Source organism: Roseovarius halotolerans (assembly GCF_900172255.1).
GTDB lineage: Bacteria > Pseudomonadota > Alphaproteobacteria > Rhodobacterales > Rhodobacteraceae > Roseovarius > Roseovarius halotolerans.
In genome coordinates, this window is sequence record NZ_FWFU01000002.1 from 733148 (window position 1) to 749696 (window position 16549).

At 62.5% G+C, this 16549-nt stretch carries 14 protein-coding genes and 1 tRNA gene; 6 read left to right on the forward strand and 9 right to left on the reverse strand.

Features of this window, described 5'->3' with window-relative positions; translation table 11 throughout:
• Window positions 1–229: 229 nt before the first annotated feature.
• From lptB to ROH8110_RS10610, 5 genes are all read right to left on the reverse strand, one after another.
• Window positions 230–988: an LPS export ABC transporter ATP-binding protein gene (lptB, locus tag ROH8110_RS10590; protein WP_085817702.1), complete on the reverse strand. Its 759-nt coding sequence runs from the start codon at window positions 986–988 to the stop codon at window positions 230–232.
• 3 nt (window positions 989–991) lie between these two features.
• Window positions 992–1480, reverse strand: coding sequence for an LptA/OstA family protein (locus tag ROH8110_RS10595; protein WP_245962803.1), 489 nt, complete (start codon window positions 1478–1480; stop codon window positions 992–994).
• A 5-nt stretch (window positions 1481–1485) separates the two neighbouring features.
• Window positions 1486–2058, reverse strand: a complete 573-nt coding sequence (lptC, locus tag ROH8110_RS10600) for an LPS export ABC transporter periplasmic protein LptC (protein WP_254903791.1) — start codon at window positions 2056–2058, stop codon at window positions 1486–1488.
• Window positions 2059–2103: 45 nt separating this feature from the next.
• Window positions 2104–2715: a ribonuclease D gene (locus tag ROH8110_RS10605; protein ID WP_085817853.1), complete on the reverse strand. Its 612-nt coding sequence runs from the start codon at window positions 2713–2715 to the stop codon at window positions 2104–2106.
• A gap of 23 nt (window positions 2716–2738) precedes the next feature.
• Window positions 2739–2825 (reverse strand) — tRNA-Leu (locus ROH8110_RS10610).
• 142 nt (window positions 2826–2967) lie between these two features.
• Between ROH8110_RS10610 and ROH8110_RS10615 the strand changes: the two genes are divergently transcribed.
• Window positions 2968–3954, forward strand: coding sequence for a complex I NDUFA9 subunit family protein (locus ROH8110_RS10615; protein WP_085817704.1), 987 nt, complete (start codon window positions 2968–2970; stop codon window positions 3952–3954).
• Here ROH8110_RS10615 and ROH8110_RS10620 read toward each other — a convergent pair.
• Window positions 3945–4748: an undecaprenyl-diphosphate phosphatase gene (locus ROH8110_RS10620; protein ID WP_085817705.1), complete on the reverse strand. Its 804-nt coding sequence runs from the start codon at window positions 4746–4748 to the stop codon at window positions 3945–3947. The genes ROH8110_RS10615 and ROH8110_RS10620 overlap by 10 nt on opposite strands.
• A gap of 222 nt (window positions 4749–4970) precedes the next feature.
• On the opposite strand from ROH8110_RS10620, the gene ROH8110_RS10625 reads away from it, so the two are divergent.
• Together ROH8110_RS10625 and gltB are read left to right on the forward strand one after the other, a co-directional pair.
• Window positions 4971–6404, forward strand: a complete 1434-nt coding sequence (locus tag ROH8110_RS10625) for an NAD(P)-dependent oxidoreductase (RefSeq protein WP_176236593.1) — start codon at window positions 4971–4973, stop codon at window positions 6402–6404.
• A gap of 164 nt (window positions 6405–6568) precedes the next feature.
• The gene (gene gltB, locus ROH8110_RS10630; protein ID WP_085817707.1) at window positions 6569–11101 is read left to right on the forward strand and encodes a glutamate synthase large subunit; all 4533 of its coding nucleotides are present in this window, start codon (window positions 6569–6571) and stop codon (window positions 11099–11101) included.
• 16 nt (window positions 11102–11117) lie between these two features.
• On the opposite strand, the gene ROH8110_RS10635 is transcribed toward gltB, so the two are convergent.
• Together ROH8110_RS10635 and ROH8110_RS10640 are read right to left on the reverse strand one after the other, a co-directional pair.
• Window positions 11118–11897, reverse strand: a complete 780-nt coding sequence (locus tag ROH8110_RS10635; RefSeq protein WP_085817708.1) for a class I SAM-dependent methyltransferase — start codon at window positions 11895–11897, stop codon at window positions 11118–11120.
• Between the two features lie 42 nt (window positions 11898–11939).
• Window positions 11940–12701, reverse strand: coding sequence for a glycosyltransferase family 2 protein (locus ROH8110_RS10640; RefSeq protein WP_245962802.1), 762 nt, complete (start codon window positions 12699–12701; stop codon window positions 11940–11942).
• Between the two features lie 85 nt (window positions 12702–12786).
• Here ROH8110_RS10640 and ROH8110_RS10645 point away from each other — a divergent pair, with 85 nt between their 5' ends.
• The gene (locus ROH8110_RS10645) at window positions 12787–13710 is read left to right on the forward strand and encodes an N-acetylneuraminate synthase family protein (RefSeq protein WP_085817709.1); all 924 of its coding nucleotides are present in this window, start codon (window positions 12787–12789) and stop codon (window positions 13708–13710) included.
• A 22-nt stretch (window positions 13711–13732) separates the two neighbouring features.
• Here ROH8110_RS10645 and ROH8110_RS10650 read toward each other — a convergent pair whose 3' ends face one another.
• The gene (locus tag ROH8110_RS10650; RefSeq protein WP_121143670.1) at window positions 13733–14536 is read right to left on the reverse strand and encodes an ABC transporter permease; all 804 of its coding nucleotides are present in this window, start codon (window positions 14534–14536) and stop codon (window positions 13733–13735) included.
• Between the two features lie 151 nt (window positions 14537–14687).
• Here ROH8110_RS10650 and ROH8110_RS10655 point away from each other — a divergent pair, with 151 nt between their 5' ends.
• Window positions 14688–15815, forward strand: coding sequence for a KpsE/RkpR family capsule polysaccharide export protein (locus ROH8110_RS10655; RefSeq protein WP_176236594.1), 1128 nt, complete (start codon window positions 14688–14690; stop codon window positions 15813–15815).
• Window positions 15816–15821: 6 nt separating this feature from the next.
• The gene (locus ROH8110_RS10660; protein ID WP_085817712.1) at window positions 15822–16484 is read left to right on the forward strand and encodes an ABC transporter ATP-binding protein; all 663 of its coding nucleotides are present in this window, start codon (window positions 15822–15824) and stop codon (window positions 16482–16484) included.
• The last annotated feature ends 65 nt before the right edge of the window (window positions 16485–16549 follow it).

Consider the following 16549-nt stretch of genomic DNA (forward strand, 5'->3'; position numbering starts at 1 on the left):
ACGATCCGGTGGCGCGCACCAGGGGCGTTCGACCCTGATGACGTTCATTTCCGGATGCGGGAAACTGACATTTCGCCTGCTTGCTCTGACCCGGCCCCTGGAACGAGGGCCCGATGCGGGATCAGCACGGAAGCCTGAAATGTCATGCCCCTATTTGAGGCGCTTTTACCGGGGTTTGTCAATGAAGATCGGTGTTGCAGGTGCGGGTCTGCGACAGCATGCCCAAACGTCAGGAAATGCGGAAATTGTCACCCAGATAGACCCGGCGAACGTTCTCGTTCTGGACCACCTCTTCGGGGCTGCCAGACATAAGGACCTGTCCGTCATGAAGGATATATGCGCGATCGACGATCTCGAGCGTCTCGCGGACGTTGTGGTCCGTGATCAGCACACCGATGCCGCGTTTCTTCAGATCGGCGACGAGGTGACGGATATCGCCGACCGAGATCGGATCAACCCCGGCGAAAGGTTCGTCCAGCAGCAGGTAACGCGGATGCGCCGCAAGGCAGCGGGCGATCTCTACGCGGCGGCGTTCACCCCCAGACAGCGCCAGCGCGGGCGCACGGCGCAGATGTTCGATCGAGAACTCCGAAAGCAGCTCTTCGAGGCGCTCGCGCCGCTTGTGGCGGTCGCGCTCGGATATGTCGAGGATGGCCAGGATGTTGTCTTCGACCGACAGCCCCCGAAAGATCGACATTTCCTGAGGAAGATAGCCGACGCCCAGTTTTGCGCGACGATACATCGGCAGGCTGGTCACGTCTTGTCCATCGATCATCACCTTGCCGCTCTCGGGCTGGATCAGTCCCGCGATGGCATAAAAGGTCGTGGTCTTGCCTGACCCGTTCGGCCCCAGAAGCGCGACCACCTCACCTTGTTGCAGGTAGAGCGACACGTCGCGAATCACGACCCTGCGCTTGTAGCTCTTGCGCAGGTTCGAGACCTCGAGGCCCATGCTTTCGTGCGCGATATGGAGCTTGGGCGCAGGCATCGTTCAGTCCTGCGGCTGCAAGATGGTTTTGACCCGGCCGGTCATCCGTGCGGTGCCAGCGCGCGTGTCCACGACCATGTTATCCGAGGTCAGCGTCTGCCGCGGCTGCACCAGAAGCACCGACCCCTCCATCTCGATCATGCCTGTATCGACGTAATAATCCGCCTGATCCCCTTCGGCCGCATCTTCGCCGCTGATGACGATGACGCCGCCGGTGGCCTTCAGCCGGTCGATCCCGCTTTCGTCTTCCTTGTAGATCACCAGAACATGCGGCGCGAAAAGGCGCATCTCGCCCTGGCCGACCACCACGTTGCCGGTAAACACAGCGGTTCCATCGGTCTGGTTCACGTCAAGGTTTTCGGAGGTGACCTCAACAGGAAGGTCGCTGTCCTGCTGGCTTTCTCCAAAGGCGATCTGAGCCCCTTGGGCGAGGCCCGCAGAGGGCGCGGTCAGCAGAAGCAGACAGAGAGCGGGCCACGAAAAACGGTTCAAAAGTATCAATCCTCTGCATTCTTGGGCTGGTATATCACCTTGACGCCATCTGTAAAAAACAAATGTGTATCGCCCGTTTCATCGTTCGGTGCGATTACCATCCGCCCTGCATCTAGATCGCCGGGGGGGCCATTGCCCGTGACCGGGCCGGGGGTTTGGGCATAGAGTGAATCAAAGCGCGTGTTCAGCACATCGGTGGTCATATGGAAGCCGGTGCTGGTGTTGATCCGAACGTCGCCTGTCATCTTGATGGTCGAGTCGTCCTGATTCACGTCCGCCTCGTCCGAGAGGATATCGATCAGCGATCCGGAGGTCAGTGTCAGCCGGGATTCCACCACATCCGCCAGGATCCGGCTCGGATCATCTGCATAGGGGCGCGCCGCCTGCGCACTCAAGGTGATGAGGTCGCCCTCGTCGGTCATGCCGGTGAAGGTCGCGTTGCTGGCACCCTGTTCCTGGGCGCGTTGTTCGAGACCGACTTCGGCGACCGGAATCGTCTTGGTCGGGCCAATCGAGCGCGACAAAAGAAACAGCATCGATAGCAGCGCCAAGGCGGCCAGGGGCAGGATGACTTTCATCCAAGCCACGAGCCGGGAATGGAGGCTGTTATGTCGTGCCATGATTCAATGCGCGAAGATGTCGATCTCGGGCCAGCCTGCAAGGTCCAGTCTGGCACGGGCGGGCAAGAAGTCGAAACAGGCTTGTGCGATTTCGACACGGCCCTCGCGCGCCAGCATCCGGTCAAGCTCGGTGCGCAGGCGGTGCAGGTGCAGGACATCCGAAGCGGCGTAATCAAGCTGCGCCTCGGTCAGTTCGGGCGCGCCCCAGTCCGAGGATTGCTGGACCTTGGAGACGTCCACGGAGAGCAGTTCCTGAAGCAGGTTCTTGAGCCCATGGCGGTCGGTATAGGTGCGCACCAGCTTGCTTGCGATCTTTGTGCAATAGACCGGTGCGGCAAGGGCGCCGAAGGCGTTGTACATCGCCGCGATATCGAAACGGCCGAAGTGAAAGAGCTTGAGAATGTCGGGGTTCTCCAGCATCGCGGCCAGGTTTGGCGCCTCGGTCTGGCCCTTGTCGATCTGGATCATGTGGGCATTGCCGTCGCCGCCTGACATCTGCACCACGCAGAGCCTGTCGCGATGCGGATTGAGGCCCATGGTTTCGCAGTCGATCGCGACCACCGGACCCAGATCCAGATCCGCGGGAAGGTCGTTCTTGTATAGGTAATTCGTCATGCTCATTCCCTTCGTGGAGGGAATGGTGCCCAGGAGAGGACTCGAACCTCCACGTCCATACGGACACTAGCACCTGAAGCTAGCGCGTCTACCAATTCCGCCACCTGGGCAGGTGTCGTGAAGCCGCCATTTAGACCCGGCGCCGTGGCGTGTCAACGGCGATTTCATAGATTTGCGGCAATCGCCATATGTCCTTGTTCAAAACGGCACGGAGCATTAGGAAGGGGTGAAATCCAAGCGGGAGATCCAGAGATGTCGAAACTCGTCACCATCTACGGCGGATCGGGGTTTGTCGGTCGCTATATTGCACGGCGCATGGCCAAGGCGGGCTGGAGGGTTCGCGTGGCGGTGCGCCGCCCGAATGAAGCGATGCATGTCAAACCTTATGGCACTGTCGGCCAGGTGGAACCGGTGTTCTGCAACATCCGCGACGATGCCAGCGTGCGCGCGGTGGCGCGCGGCGCGGATGCGGTGGTGAACTGCGTCGGCACGTTCGACCGGAAGGGCAAGAACAATTTCGACGCGGTCCAGAACGAAGGCGCGGCGCGCATCGCCCGCATCGCCGCCGAAGAAGGTGTGGCGCGGCTCGTGCAGATTTCGGCGATCGGCGCCAACGAGGGGTCGGAGAGCGTCTATGCGCAGACCAAGGCGCAAGGCGAGAAGGCAATTCAGGATGCGTTTCCCGGTGCGGTGATCCTGCGCCCTTCGGTTATTTTTGGTCCCGAGGACGATTTCTTCAACCGTTTCGCGGGAATGACGCGGTTCAGCCCGGTTCTTCCGGTCGTGGGTGCCGAGACCCGGTTTCAACCCGTTTATGTGGATGACGTGGCGCAGGCCGCTGAGATGGGCGCCACCGGCGTTGCGCCCTCGGGTATCTATGAACTGGGCGGGCCGGATGTGAATACCTTCCGCGAGCTGATGCAACAGATGCTCAAGGTGATCCGCCGACGCCGGCTCATCATGAATATTCCCTTCGGCCTCGCCACTGCGATGGCCTGGGGTTTCGAGCTGGTGCAGACATTGTCTCTGGGCCTGATCCCGCCGCAGATCACGCGGGACCAGGTGCGCAGCCTTCGGGTGGATAACGTGGTTTCCGGCGAGGCGCACGGCTTTGCTGATCTCGGGATCAGACCGGTGGCGATGGAGGTTGTCATGCCAGACTACCTGTGGCGCTTCCGCCCGGCAGGTCAGTACGAGGCGATCAAGGAATCTGCCAGCAGGCTGCGCCCTCAGCGGTAAGCAACGACCAGCAGCACAATGCCCAGGACGATCCGGTAGATCACATAGGGCGTGAAGCTGACCCTGTTGAGCAGACGCATCATTACCGACAGCGCCAGAAGCGCCGCGCCAAAGGCCATCGCGGCGGCGATCAGCCCTTCCCGCAGCAGGGATACATTGGCGTCGACGACGGATTCGGCGCCCAGAAGAACGCCGCTGGCAATGATCGTGGGGATCGACATGAGCATCGACAGACGCGCGGCGTCGCGGCGCGTATAACCCAGGAAACGTGCGCCGGTGATCGTGATGCCCGAGCGCGAGGTGCCGGGAATCAGTGCGATGGCCTGCCAGACACCGATGACCATCGCGTCCTGGAGGTTCCAGTCTTCGGCTTTCTTCCGGCCGGGGCCCGCCTGATCGGCCCAGTAGAGGACGATACCGAAAACCAGCATGGCCCATCCGATCACCTTGATGGAGCGCATCTCGGCATCGAGGCCGGTGAGGTGAAGCAGCAGGCCCAGGGCCACTACGGGGATCGAGGCCGCCAGAAGCAGCATGGCAAGGCAGGAGCCGGGCGTGTCGACGCGTCCGGTCAACAGGCGGGGCAGGCCGAGGATCGCAAGCCCGACATCGCGCCAGAAATAGAGAACGACGGCAAAAAGCGTTCCCACATGAACGGACACGTCGATGACCTGCCCCTGATCGTCGAGACCCGCGAGATTCGGCAAAAGGATCAGGTGTCCCGAGGATGAAACCGGCAGAAATTCGGTCACGCCCTGAATGATGGCGACGAGAAGCAAATGGAAAAGCGGCATCGGCGGCGCCCTGCTGATAATCTGTGCGGCCAGCTATAAACCACTGAGATTCGATGGAAAGTAACCATTTAGGTCCGAATCGGAATTAAAGTATTGAAGTTTCCTTACCGGAGGGCTCGGAGGGGAGGGAATTATTTAATAATAGGTAAGTGTTTGTGACTTTTATTTGTTGAAGACTTGGATTAGACAAGCGCGGTGCAAGATTTTTCCGGAGGCCATGCCGTGGCAAAGCAACCGATGCTGAAATTCGTGACCGTTGGTCGGGACATGCCCGAAAAACGTGCGGCGAGCGTTCGCCGAGAGGATTTTAACGAGATTTATGCGGAATACGCGGATGCGAAGGCCAAGGAGCAGGCGGGCCGGTGCAGCCAGTGTGGCGTGCCTTATTGCCAGTCGCATTGCCCGTTGCATAACAACATTCCCGACTGGTTGCGCCTGACGGCGGAAGGGCGGTTGCAGGAGGCTTATGACATCAGCCAGGCGACCAATACCTTTCCCGAGATTTGTGGGCGGATCTGCCCGCAGGACAGGCTGTGCGAGGGGAATTGCGTGATCGAACAGTCGGGTCATGGCACCGTGACCATCGGCGCCGTCGAGAAGTATATCACCGATACCGCCTGGGACGAAGGCTGGGTGAAGCCGATCCAGCCGAGCCAGGAACGTGCTGAATCTGTTGGGATAATCGGTGCCGGGCCGGGTGGTCTGGCGGCGGCGGATGTGCTGCGGCGGGCCGGGGTGCAGGTGACCGTCTATGACCGCTATGACCGCGGTGGCGGATTGATGACCTATGGGATTCCCGGCTTCAAGCTGGAGAAGGATGTGGTCATGCGCCGGATCGAACAGCTGGAGCAGGGCGGGGTTGAATTCGTACTGAACTGCGATGTCGGCAAGGATATCGCCTTCGATGAAATTCGCAATAAACACAATGCGTTGCTGATCGCTACAGGGGTCTACAAGAGCCGCGATCTGCCGGGTCCGGGGGCCGGGGCCAAGGGGATCGTGCGGGCGATCGACTATCTGACGGCGAGCAACCGGTTGTCCTTTGGCGACAGCGTGCCGGAGTATGAAAGCGGCGAGCTGAATGCCGAGGGCAAACAAGTTGTGGTGATCGGGGGCGGCGACACCGCTATGGATTGTGTCCGAACTGCCGTGCGTCAGGGGGCCAAATCGGTCAAATGCCTGTATCGCCGGGACCGCGAGAACATGCCGGGCAGCCAGCGCGAAGTGCAGAATGCCGAGGAAGAAGGCGTTGAGTTCCAATGGCTTAGCGCACCCAAAGGCTTTGCCGGCGATCCGGTGAGCATGGTGAAGGTGCAGCAGATGCGCCTTGGCCAGCCCGACGCGACGGGCCGCCAGAGCCCCGAACCGATCGAGGGTGCGGAGCATGACGAGCCCGCCGACCTTGTCATCAAGGCGCTGGGCTTTGAGCCTGAAGACCTTCCAACACTATGGAATCAAAAGGAACTTGAGGTCACGCGCTGGGGAACGATCAAGGCGGAATTCACCACCGGGCAGACCGCGATGGACGGGGTTTTCGCGGTGGGCGACATCGTTCGCGGAGCCAGCCTTGTGGTCTGGGCGATCCGCGACGGGCGCGATTCCGCTGCGGCGATGCTGGACTATCTGAACGACGCGCAGTCGGTCGCGGCGGAGTAGAATTCGGTACAAAACGTCCGATTTGTACAGCGGTTTTGTACCGAAACCGGGGCTTCGCCCAAATATTCGGTACAGAACCCGAAAACCGCGCCGAAACGCACGGCGAGAGAACGAAAATAAGGTCAGGCAGCCTGACCCACCCGTTGAACGAAGGGTTAAGAACGATGACGAAACTGGATCTTAACTGGCAGGCCAAGCAAGAGGCCGAACGCAAGTGGCTGGCCGAGAACGGCATGTATTCCGAATCCGAGGAGCATTCCTCGTGCGGGGTGGGTCTTGTGGTGTCGGTGGATGGCAAGCCGAGCCGCAAGGTCGTCGAGGCCGGGATCACCGCGCTCAAGGCGATCTGGCATCGCGGGGCGGTGGATGCGGACGGCAAGACCGGCGACGGCGCGGGTATCCATGTGCAGATTCCTGTGCCGTTCTTTTACGATCAGATTCGGCGCACCGGGCATGAGCCGCATGAAGACCGGCTGATGGCTGTCGGGCAGGTGTTTCTGCCGCGCACCAATTTCGGGGCGCAGGAGACCTGCCGGACCATCGTGGAAACCGAAGTGCTGCGGATGGGACATTATATCTATGGCTGGCGCCATGTGCCGGTCGAGGTCAGCTGCCTTGGCGAAAAGGCCAACGCGACGCGTCCCGAGATCGAGCAGATCCTGATTTCCAACGGTAAGGGGATCGCCGAAGAGGATTTCGAGCGCGAGCTCTACGTCATTCGCCGCCGGATCGAGAAGGCCGCCGCGGCAGAGGGGATCACCGGGCTCTATATCGCGTCGCTGTCCTGCCGCAGTATCATCTACAAGGGCATGATGCTGGCCGAGCAGGTGGCGGACTTCTATCCCGACCTTCAGGATGAGCGGTTCAAATCGGCATTCGCGATCTATCACCAGCGCTATTCCACCAACACCTTTCCGCAATGGTGGCTGGCGCAGCCGTTCCGGATGCTGGCCCATAACGGCGAGATCAACACGCTCAAGGGCAATATCAACTGGATGAAGAGCCATGAGATCCGCATGGCCAGCGGCGCTTTTGGCGAGATGGCCGAGGATATCAAGCCGATCATCCCCGGCGGCTCGTCCGACAGCGCGGCGCTGGATGCCGTGTTTGAGGTGCTGGTGCGGGCCGGGCGCAACGCGCCGATGGCCAAGACGATGATGGTGCCGGAAAGCTGGTCGAAGCAGGCCGAGGAGCTGCCGCAGGCCTGGCGGGACATGTATTCCTATTGCAACTCGGTGATGGAGCCCTGGGACGGGCCTGCCGCGCTGGCGATGACCGATGGTCGCTGGGTCTGTGCCGGGCTTGACCGCAACGGGCTGCGCCCGATGCGTTACGTGGTGACCGGCGACGGTCTGGTGATTGCCGGGTCCGAAGCGGGGATGGTGCCGATCGACGAGGCGACGGTGAAGGAAAAGGGCGCGCTCGGCCCCGGTCAGTTGCTGGCCGTGGACATGCAGGAGGGCCAGCTTTACCACGATACCGAGATCAAGGACAAAATGGCCCATGCCCAGCCGTTCGGCGAATGGGTCGGCAAGATCAAGGATCTGGACGAGGTGCTGGGCAGTGTAGCCGAGGCGCCGATGTTCACGGGCGCCGAGCTGCGCCGGAGGCAGATCGCTGCGGGCTATTCGGTGGAGGAGATCGAGACGATCCTGGCGCCGATGGCCGAGGATGCCAAGGAGGCCGTCGCCAGCATGGGCGACGACACGCCAAGCGCGGTCCTGTCCAAGAAATACCGCCCGCTGAGCCATTATTTCCGCCAGAATTTCAGCCAGGTGACGAACCCGCCCATCGACAGCCTGCGCGAATACCGGGTGATGAGCCTGAAGACGCGGTTCGGGAACCTCAAGAACGTGCTGGATGAGAGCAGCGCGCAGACCGAGATCCTGGTGCTGGAAAGCCCGTTCGTGGGCAATGCCCAATGGGACGGGCTGATGCGCCAGTTCGAGGGTGCGGTGACCGAGATCGATTGCAGCTTCGAGCCCGGACCGGGCGCGTTGCAGGCCGGGCTGGAACGTATCCGTGCCGAGGCCGAGGATGCCGTGCGCAGTGGTGCCGGACACCTGGTGCTGAGCGATCACCGTCTGGGGGAAACCCGTGTCGGGATGCCGATGATTCTGGCCACGAGCGCGGTTCACGGGCATCTGACGCGCAAGGGGCTCAGGACGTTCTGTTCGCTCAATGTGCGCTCGGCCGAGTGTATCGACCCGCATTATTTTGCCGTGCTGATCGGCGCGGGCGCCACGGTGGTCAATGCCTACCTGGCCGAGGACACGCTGGCCGACCGGCTGGACCGGGGCCTGCTGGATGGCACCCTGACCGAGGCCGTGACGCGGTATCGCGAGGCGATCGACCAGGGCCTGCTGAAGATCATGTCGAAGATGGGGATCTCGGTGATCTCGTCCTATCGGGGGGGCCTCAACTTCGAGGCCGTGGGCCTGAGCCGGGCGATGTGTGCCGAGTATTTCCCCGGCCTGACCAGCCGCATCAGCGGCATCGGCGTGAGCGGTATCCAGGGGAAGCTGGAGGACATTCACAGGATGGCGTTCTCCGGCTCGCAGGATGTGCTGCCGATTGGCGGTTTCTACAAGATGCGCAAGTCGGGCGAGACCCATGCATGGGGCGCGCAGACGATGCACATGATGCAGATGGCGTGCAACAAGGCGTCGTTTTCCCTGTGGAAGCAGTATTCCAAGGCGATGGAGGCCAACCCGCCCATTCACCTGCGCGACCTGATGGCGATCAAGCCCCTTGGCGAGCCGATTCCGCTGGAAGAGGTGGAAAGCGTGACCGCGATCCGCAAGCGGTTCGTGACGCCGGGGATGAGCCTTGGGGCCCTGAGCCCGGAGGCGCACAAGACCCTGAACGTGGCGATGAACCGGATCGGTGCGCGCAGCGATTCAGGCGAGGGTGGCGAGGACCCGGCGCATTTCGTGCCCGAGCCCAATGGCGACAATCCGAGCGCCAAGATCAAGCAGGTCGCCTCGGGGCGGTTCGGGGTGACGGCGGAATACCTCAACCAGTGCGAAGAGCTTGAGATCAAGGTCGCGCAGGGCGCCAAGCCGGGCGAGGGTGGTCAGCTACCGGGGATGAAGGTGACCAAGCTGATCGCAAGGCTGCGCCATTCGACGCCGGGGGTTACACTGATTTCGCCGCCCCCCCATCACGACATCTATTCGATCGAGGACCTGGCGCAGCTGATCTATGACCTCAAGCAGATCAACCCGACGGTGAAGGTCTGCGTGAAGCTGGTGGCGCAGTCGGGTGTCGGCACGATCGCGGCCGGTGTGGCCAAGGCGAAGGCCGACGTGATCCTGATCTCGGGGCATAATGGCGGCACCGGGGCAAGCCCGGCCACGTCGATCAAGTATGTCGGCCTGCCCTGGGAGATGGGCATCACCGAGGCGCATCAGGTTCTGTCGATGAACAAGCTGCGCGACCGGGTGACGCTGCGCACCGATGGCGGGCTGCGCACGGGGCGCGATATCGTCATGGCGGCGATGATGGGGGCCGAGGAATACGGGATCGGCACCGCCGCGCTGATCGCGATGGGCTGTATCATGGTGCGCCAGTGCCAGAGCAACACCTGCCCGGTGGGCGTGTGCACGCAGGATGAGGCGCTGCGCGCCAAGTTCACCGGCAATGCCGACAAGGTGGTGAACCTGATCACCTTCTATGCGCAGGAAGTGCGCGAGTTGCTGGCCAGTATCGGCGCGCGCAGCCTGGACGAGGTGATCGGGCGGGCCGACCTGCTGACGCAGGTGAGCCGAGGTGCCGCGCATCTGGACGACCTGGACCTGAACCCGATGCTGATCACGGTGGATGGCGCCAAGGACAACGTCTATGACCGCAACAAGCCGCGCAATCCGGTGCCCGACACGCTGGATGCCGAGATCGTGCGGGATGCGGCGCGGTTCCTGAAGGACGGCGAGAAGATGCAGCTGCATTATGCCGTGCAGAATACCGACCGCACCGTGGGCACCCGCGTCTCGAGCCACATCGTGCGCAATTTCGGGATGCGCAACAGCCTGCAGCCGGACCACCTGACCGTCAAGCTGACGGGCAGCGCGGGGCAGAGCCTGGGGGCCTTCGCGGCGCCGGGGCTGAAGCTGGAAGTGTCGGGGGATGCCAACGACTATGTCGGCAAGGGTTTGTCGGGGGGTACCGTCGTGGTGCGCCCGCCGATGGCGAGCCCGCTGGTGGCCTGCGACAACACGATCATCGGCAATACCGTGCTTTATGGCGCGACGGCGGGGTATCTTTTTGCCGCCGGGCGCGCGGGCGAGCGGTTCGCGGTGCGCAACTCGGGGGCGCATGTGGTGGTCGAGGGCTGCGGCAGCAGTGGCTGCGAATACACGACCGGCGGCGTCGCGGTGATCCTGGGGCCGGTGGGTGCCAATTTCGGTGCGGGCATGACCGGCGGGATGGCGTATCTGTATGACCCCGAAGGTGAGACCGACAAGCTGATCAACATGGAGTCGGTGGTCACATGCGCAGTGACGCAGGAGCCTTACCTGAGCGAACTGGAAGGGTTGATCCGGCGCCATGTCGAGGAAACCGGGAGCCAGAAGGCCGAGCAGATCCTGCGATACTGGGACCATGAGAAAACCCGGTTCGTGCAGGTCTGTCCCAAGGAGATGCTCAACAAGCTGGAGCATCCGTTGGGCATCGAGGATACGGCAATTCCGGCGGAATAAGGAACGGGGCCGCGCGTCAGCGCGGCTTCGGCTTCACCCCGGCATAGTTCACGCGAACATTCTCGCGCCAGCCCCCGAAAGCGTCGGGGGTGACGGCATTGCGGTTGCGCCCGCGAATGTCGCGCCGCCGCTCGGCATAGTCGAAATCAGAATGCAGGCAATCCAGCCCCTCGAACAGCGATTTCAGCCCCTCGGCCGAATAGCGCCAGTAGTCGATGGGACAGGGATGATAGCGCCACGAAAACAGCGTGGAATGCATTGTCACGCCACCAGGGCGCAGCAGGCGGGTGATCTCGGAGGCGGCAAGCCAAGGCTTGTCGATATGTTCAAAGACATCGAAGCTGAAGATGAAATCGTAGCTTTCATCGGGAATCTGCGGGCAATTGGTGATGTCGCCAGTGGTGACCGCGACACCGGTGCCGGGGGCGTCCTCGAAATCGAGCGCCTGATAGGCAAATTCCGGGAAATCCGCATTGCGCGGGTTCAGGCGGCCACCGATCTCGAGCATGGTGCCGCCTGAAACCCCGGCCTGCGAAAGCGCGTCCCGCGCCAGATCGCGGACCCTGTCCCACCGGGGCGCGGCTTGTGTCCAGGCTTCGCCGTCGCGGGCGAGCGCGGCATCGGTCGCCGGAACCTGACGTGCGGCCTCGAGCGCGGCTTCGGTCTGGGATTCGATCGCGGCGAGGGCCAGGCGCAAACGGTCGTCGATCATGTGCAGCAGCTCTTGCCGCGGCATGACCAGCGAGGGCTCGCCGAAGGCTTTCAGGGCGGATTCGAGACGCTTTTTCAAACTCATGATACCCTCTTTCTGTGGTCCTGGCGCAATGTGCGCGCCGCTCTAGCCACGCAGCATGCGCCCGATGACATGCGATGACAGGCACATCGCAGCGGAGGCGCGCCCGAGCGCGGCGTGACGGCGATATATCCGCCAGGTGGCGAAGAGCGCATGGAGCCGGTTCGACGACAGCGACCCCTTGCGCCGGAAATGGGTGGCCAGCGGGCGTGTCAGGCCACGCGCGCTGCAAGAGCGCGAAAGAAGATCGAGCCAGAGCGCATAGTCATGCCGCAGCGGGAGCGACGGCATCGGCACCTTGCCAAAGGCGTGGCTGTCATAGATCGCGGTCAGGCAGCCGATGACATTGCCGCGCAAGAGCCGTTTGCGGGTGATTTCGGCGGGAACGCGGACTTCGTGCCGGTGCGCGCCCCGCACACGCCAGAAACCGGTGTAGGACAAGGCGGCGCCGGTTTCGCACATGAACCGGATCTGCAGGTGCAGCTTGTCGGGATGCCAGGTGTCATCGGTGTCGAGAAAGGCGATGAATCGACCCTGTGCCTGCGCCAGCGCCATGTTGCGGGCCTCGGCGGCGCCCAGGCGGCGGGGGGCGGTGAGGACGCGGATGCGCGCATCCTGCGCGGCGGCGGAGCGGGCCAGCGCCCCGGTGGCATCATCGGAAGCATCGTCGACGATCAGCAGCTCCCAGTCAGGGGATCGCTGATCGCGCACCGAACGGATCGCGCGCGACATCCAGACCTGAGCGTTATGCGCAGGCATCAGAACCGAGACGAGCGGCGGCTGATCGGGGCGGATGGGATCGGACAATTCGATTTGACTCGAGCGTTGACACTTTGTTAGCACAGGTCTGGTAGTAAACCATAGGTTGAAATGTGCAAAGGGTGTTTTGGTGATGTCGGATCGTGCAGTTCAGGTAGTCGCCGAGATCGGCTGCAATCACAAAGGCAGTTTTGAAATCGCGCTTGAGTTGATTCGTGTTGCGGCAACGATTTGCAATGCCGATGTCGCCAAGTTCCAGAAACGGCACAATCGGGAATTGCTGAGTCCCGAACAATATGATGCGCCGCACCCGGTGCCCGACAACGCCTATGGCCCGACATACGGGGCGCATCGCGAGTTCCTGGAATTCGATACCGAGCAGCACCGCGATCTGATCGCCGCCTGCAAGGAGAACGGAATCGCCTATTCGACCAGTGTGTGGGACCTGACCTCGGCGCGGGAAATGGCGGCGCTGGAACCTCCGATGCTGAAGATCCCGTCGGCGACGAACCAGCATTACGAATTGCAGAGTTATCTGTGCGAGCATTACGGCGGCGAGATCCATGTTTCGACCGGCATGTCCACGGGGCAGGAGATTGCCGAGCTGATCGCGTTCTACGAAGAGCGGGGGCGCGCGAGGGACCTGGTGGTTTACAGCTGCACATCGGGCTACCCGGTGGCGTTCGAGGATGTCTGCCTGCTCGAGATCCGCAACCTGATGGAACGGTTCGGGACGCGGGTGAAGGGAATCGGGTTCTCGGGTCATCATCTGGGGATCGCGGCGGATGTCGCGGCGCTGGCGGTGGGCCGGATGTTGGAGGCCGAGGCCTGGGGCAAGTTCACCCATATCGAGCGGCATTTCACGCTGGACCGGACATGGAAGGGCACCGACCATGCCGCCAGCCTGGAGCCTGACGGGTTGCGTCGACTGTGCCGGGATATCAGGCATGTGGATGCGGCACTGAATGTGAAGGGACAGGATATCCTGCCGGTGGAACAGGTGCAGCGCGACAAGCTGAAATGGACGGACCCGCCCCGTAGCCGCGACGCCGCGTAAGGCCGGCGCCGGCCGCGCGCCCCTAGTTGTGCAACATGCTGCGCCCGAAGCGGAACAGCAGCAGAAAGCCGAACAGCATCGGCACGAGCGCCGTGCCAAGGATCAATACCGGCGAGATGTAGCCCGGTTCATAGATCGAGTAGAAGCCCTGCCGGGTGATGCCCGCTACATGCAGGAGCGGGTTGAACCAGAGCAGGTCCTGAATGTTGGGGGGCAGGTCCTCGAAAAGGTAGAAGACGCCGGAAATCAGGATCAGGGGCCGGGTGAGCATCGTCCAGAGGGTCTTCCACAGCGGGAAGGAAAACATCGCGAAGCAGTTGAATACGCCGAAGCCGACGCCCAGGAACGCAGCCGCCGAGAATCCGGTGACAATGGGGGCCAGATCGACGGACTCACGGATGTCGCCCCATGCGAAGATGCCGGACAGGATCAAGGTGGCGACCATCGCCTGCGTGAGCAGGACCAGCAATGCGCGCGCGACGATCACGTCGATGAAGGTGACGCGGGGATATTCCAGCAGGGCGCGGTTGAAGCTGATGGCGGCGCCGACATTGCCGGCCATTTCCTGAAACAGCCTGAGCGGCAGCAGCCCCGATGCGTAGAACAGCAGGAAGCTGGTGCCGAGAGAGGGCGCGCGCAGCAAGAGTGAGAAGGCGATGGCAAGGATCACGATGGTGCCGATAGGTTGCAGCACGGCCCAGGCATAGCCGCCGGGCGATCTTCCGTAGGTCGAGGACATCTCGCGCAGGATCAGCGCGAGGACGACCCGCGCCATGCGGAACCCGGTGGCGGGGCGCTGGTCGGCGGTCACGGTTGTCGGAGTCATCGCCACTGGAATTCATCTTTGGATTGTGAAACGGTATCGCAGATCACGAGTAAAGTGGACCATACCAGTGGCCGGGGATCAATCGCCAAGTCGCGGCAAGGCGTCGCAAGCGACACAACCAGAGGTTAAATCGCCGGCCAAGGCACGGCGCGTGCGTCCGCCTGTCCTGAGGGCGCGCGCGCGACCGCGGCATCTGTTCCTGATGATCTCGGCGCAGGTGATGATCCTGCTGCCCTCGCTGGTGACGGCCTGGTACCTGTGGGAGCGCAGCGCGGATCAATACGCTTCCTATGCGGGGTTCACGATCCGGCGCGAGGAGGCGCCGACGCCGACCGACTTCCTGGGCAATCTGGGGAAGCTTTCAAGCGGGAGTTCATCGGACAGCGACGTGCTGTTCGAGTTCATCCATTCGCAGGACATGATCCTGACGGTCGATGCGCTGCATGACGTGCGCAGCATGTTCAACCGGTATCACGCGCGCGACCCGGTCTTCGCGCTGTCGCCGGATGCCACGCGAGAGGAGCTGCGCGATTATTGGCGGCGGATGGTGCAGGTGTCCTATACGTCGGGATCGGGGCTGATAGAGGTCAGGGTGAACGCGTTTGACCCGCAGGACGCGCAGACCATCGGGCAGGAGATATTCGACCAGAGCCTCAAGCGGATCAACGACCTGACCGCGATCGCGCGGGCGGATTCGATCCGTTTCGCGCGCACGGAACTGGACGCCGCCGAGCGCCAGTTGCAGGCGGCGCGACAGGCGCTGACGGCCTATCGCTCGCAGAACCAGGTGATCACGCCGGACGCGGATATCCGGGTGCAGATGGGCCTGATCAACACCTTGCAGCAGCAATTGGGCGAGGAACTGATCAAGCTGGACCTGCTGCGCGAGCAGGCCAAGGACAGCGATCCGCGCGCCGTGCAGGCGAGCCTGCGCATCGCCGCGATCCGCAGCCGCATCGCCGAGGAGCGCGGCAAGCTGGGCGGCGGCACCGATGCCGAGGGCGAGGATTACGCCTCGATCGTGACGGAGTTCGAGCGCCTGACGGTGGACCGCGAGTTCGCCGAGAAGAAATACACCACGGCGCTGTCGAATTTCGACACCGCGCAGGCCGAGGCGCGCCGGCAGACAAGATACCTGGCCGCGTTCGAGCGCCCGACCCTGCCCGAAAGCGCGGAATACCCGCGCCGCTGGCTGATCCTGGGCCTGACGGTGCTGTTCCTGTCGATCGGCTGGAGCATCATGGCGCTGGTCTATTATTCGCTGCGTGATCGTCGCTGACGCGCCATGATCGAGCTGCGCAACCTGACCAAGAGCTTCCGGACCCCGCGCGGGCGCAAATATGTCGCGCGCCGGATCAACGCGGTCTTTCCGACCGGCAAGGCGGTGGCGCTGATGGGGCGCAACGGTGCGGGGAAATCGACCCTGTTACAGATGATTTCAGGCAGTATGCGCCACGATTCAGGACAGATCGTCACCGCCGGAACGGTGTCGTTCCCGGTCGGATTCGCGGGAACGTTTCACCGCGACCTGACCGGGGCGCAGAACTGCAGGTTCATCGCGCGGATCTATGGCGTGGATACCGGCGAGCTGCTGGATTTCGTCGCGGATTTCTCGGCGTTGGGCGGGCATTTCAACATGCCGGTGCGCAGCTATTCGTCCGGTATGCGCTCGCGCCTGGCATTCGGTATATCGATGGGCATTCATTTCGACACCTACCTCGTGGACGAGGTGACATCGGTGGGCGACCGGGCCTTTCGCGCCAAGAGCGCCGAGATGTTCAAGGCGCGGCTGGCGACCCGGAGCGCGATCGTGGTCACGCATTCGCTGGCCGAGGTGCGCAACCTGTGCAATGCCGGGGCGATCCTGGAGAACGGAACCCTGAGCTTTTTCGAGGATGTCGAAGAGGCGATCGCACGGCATCTGAAGAACATGGACAAACCCGCCTGAATTAAGAAAAATCGTGCGAGAAGGTCATGGTTTCGCCATCGACCCAGCCGCCTGCGGGCACCTGA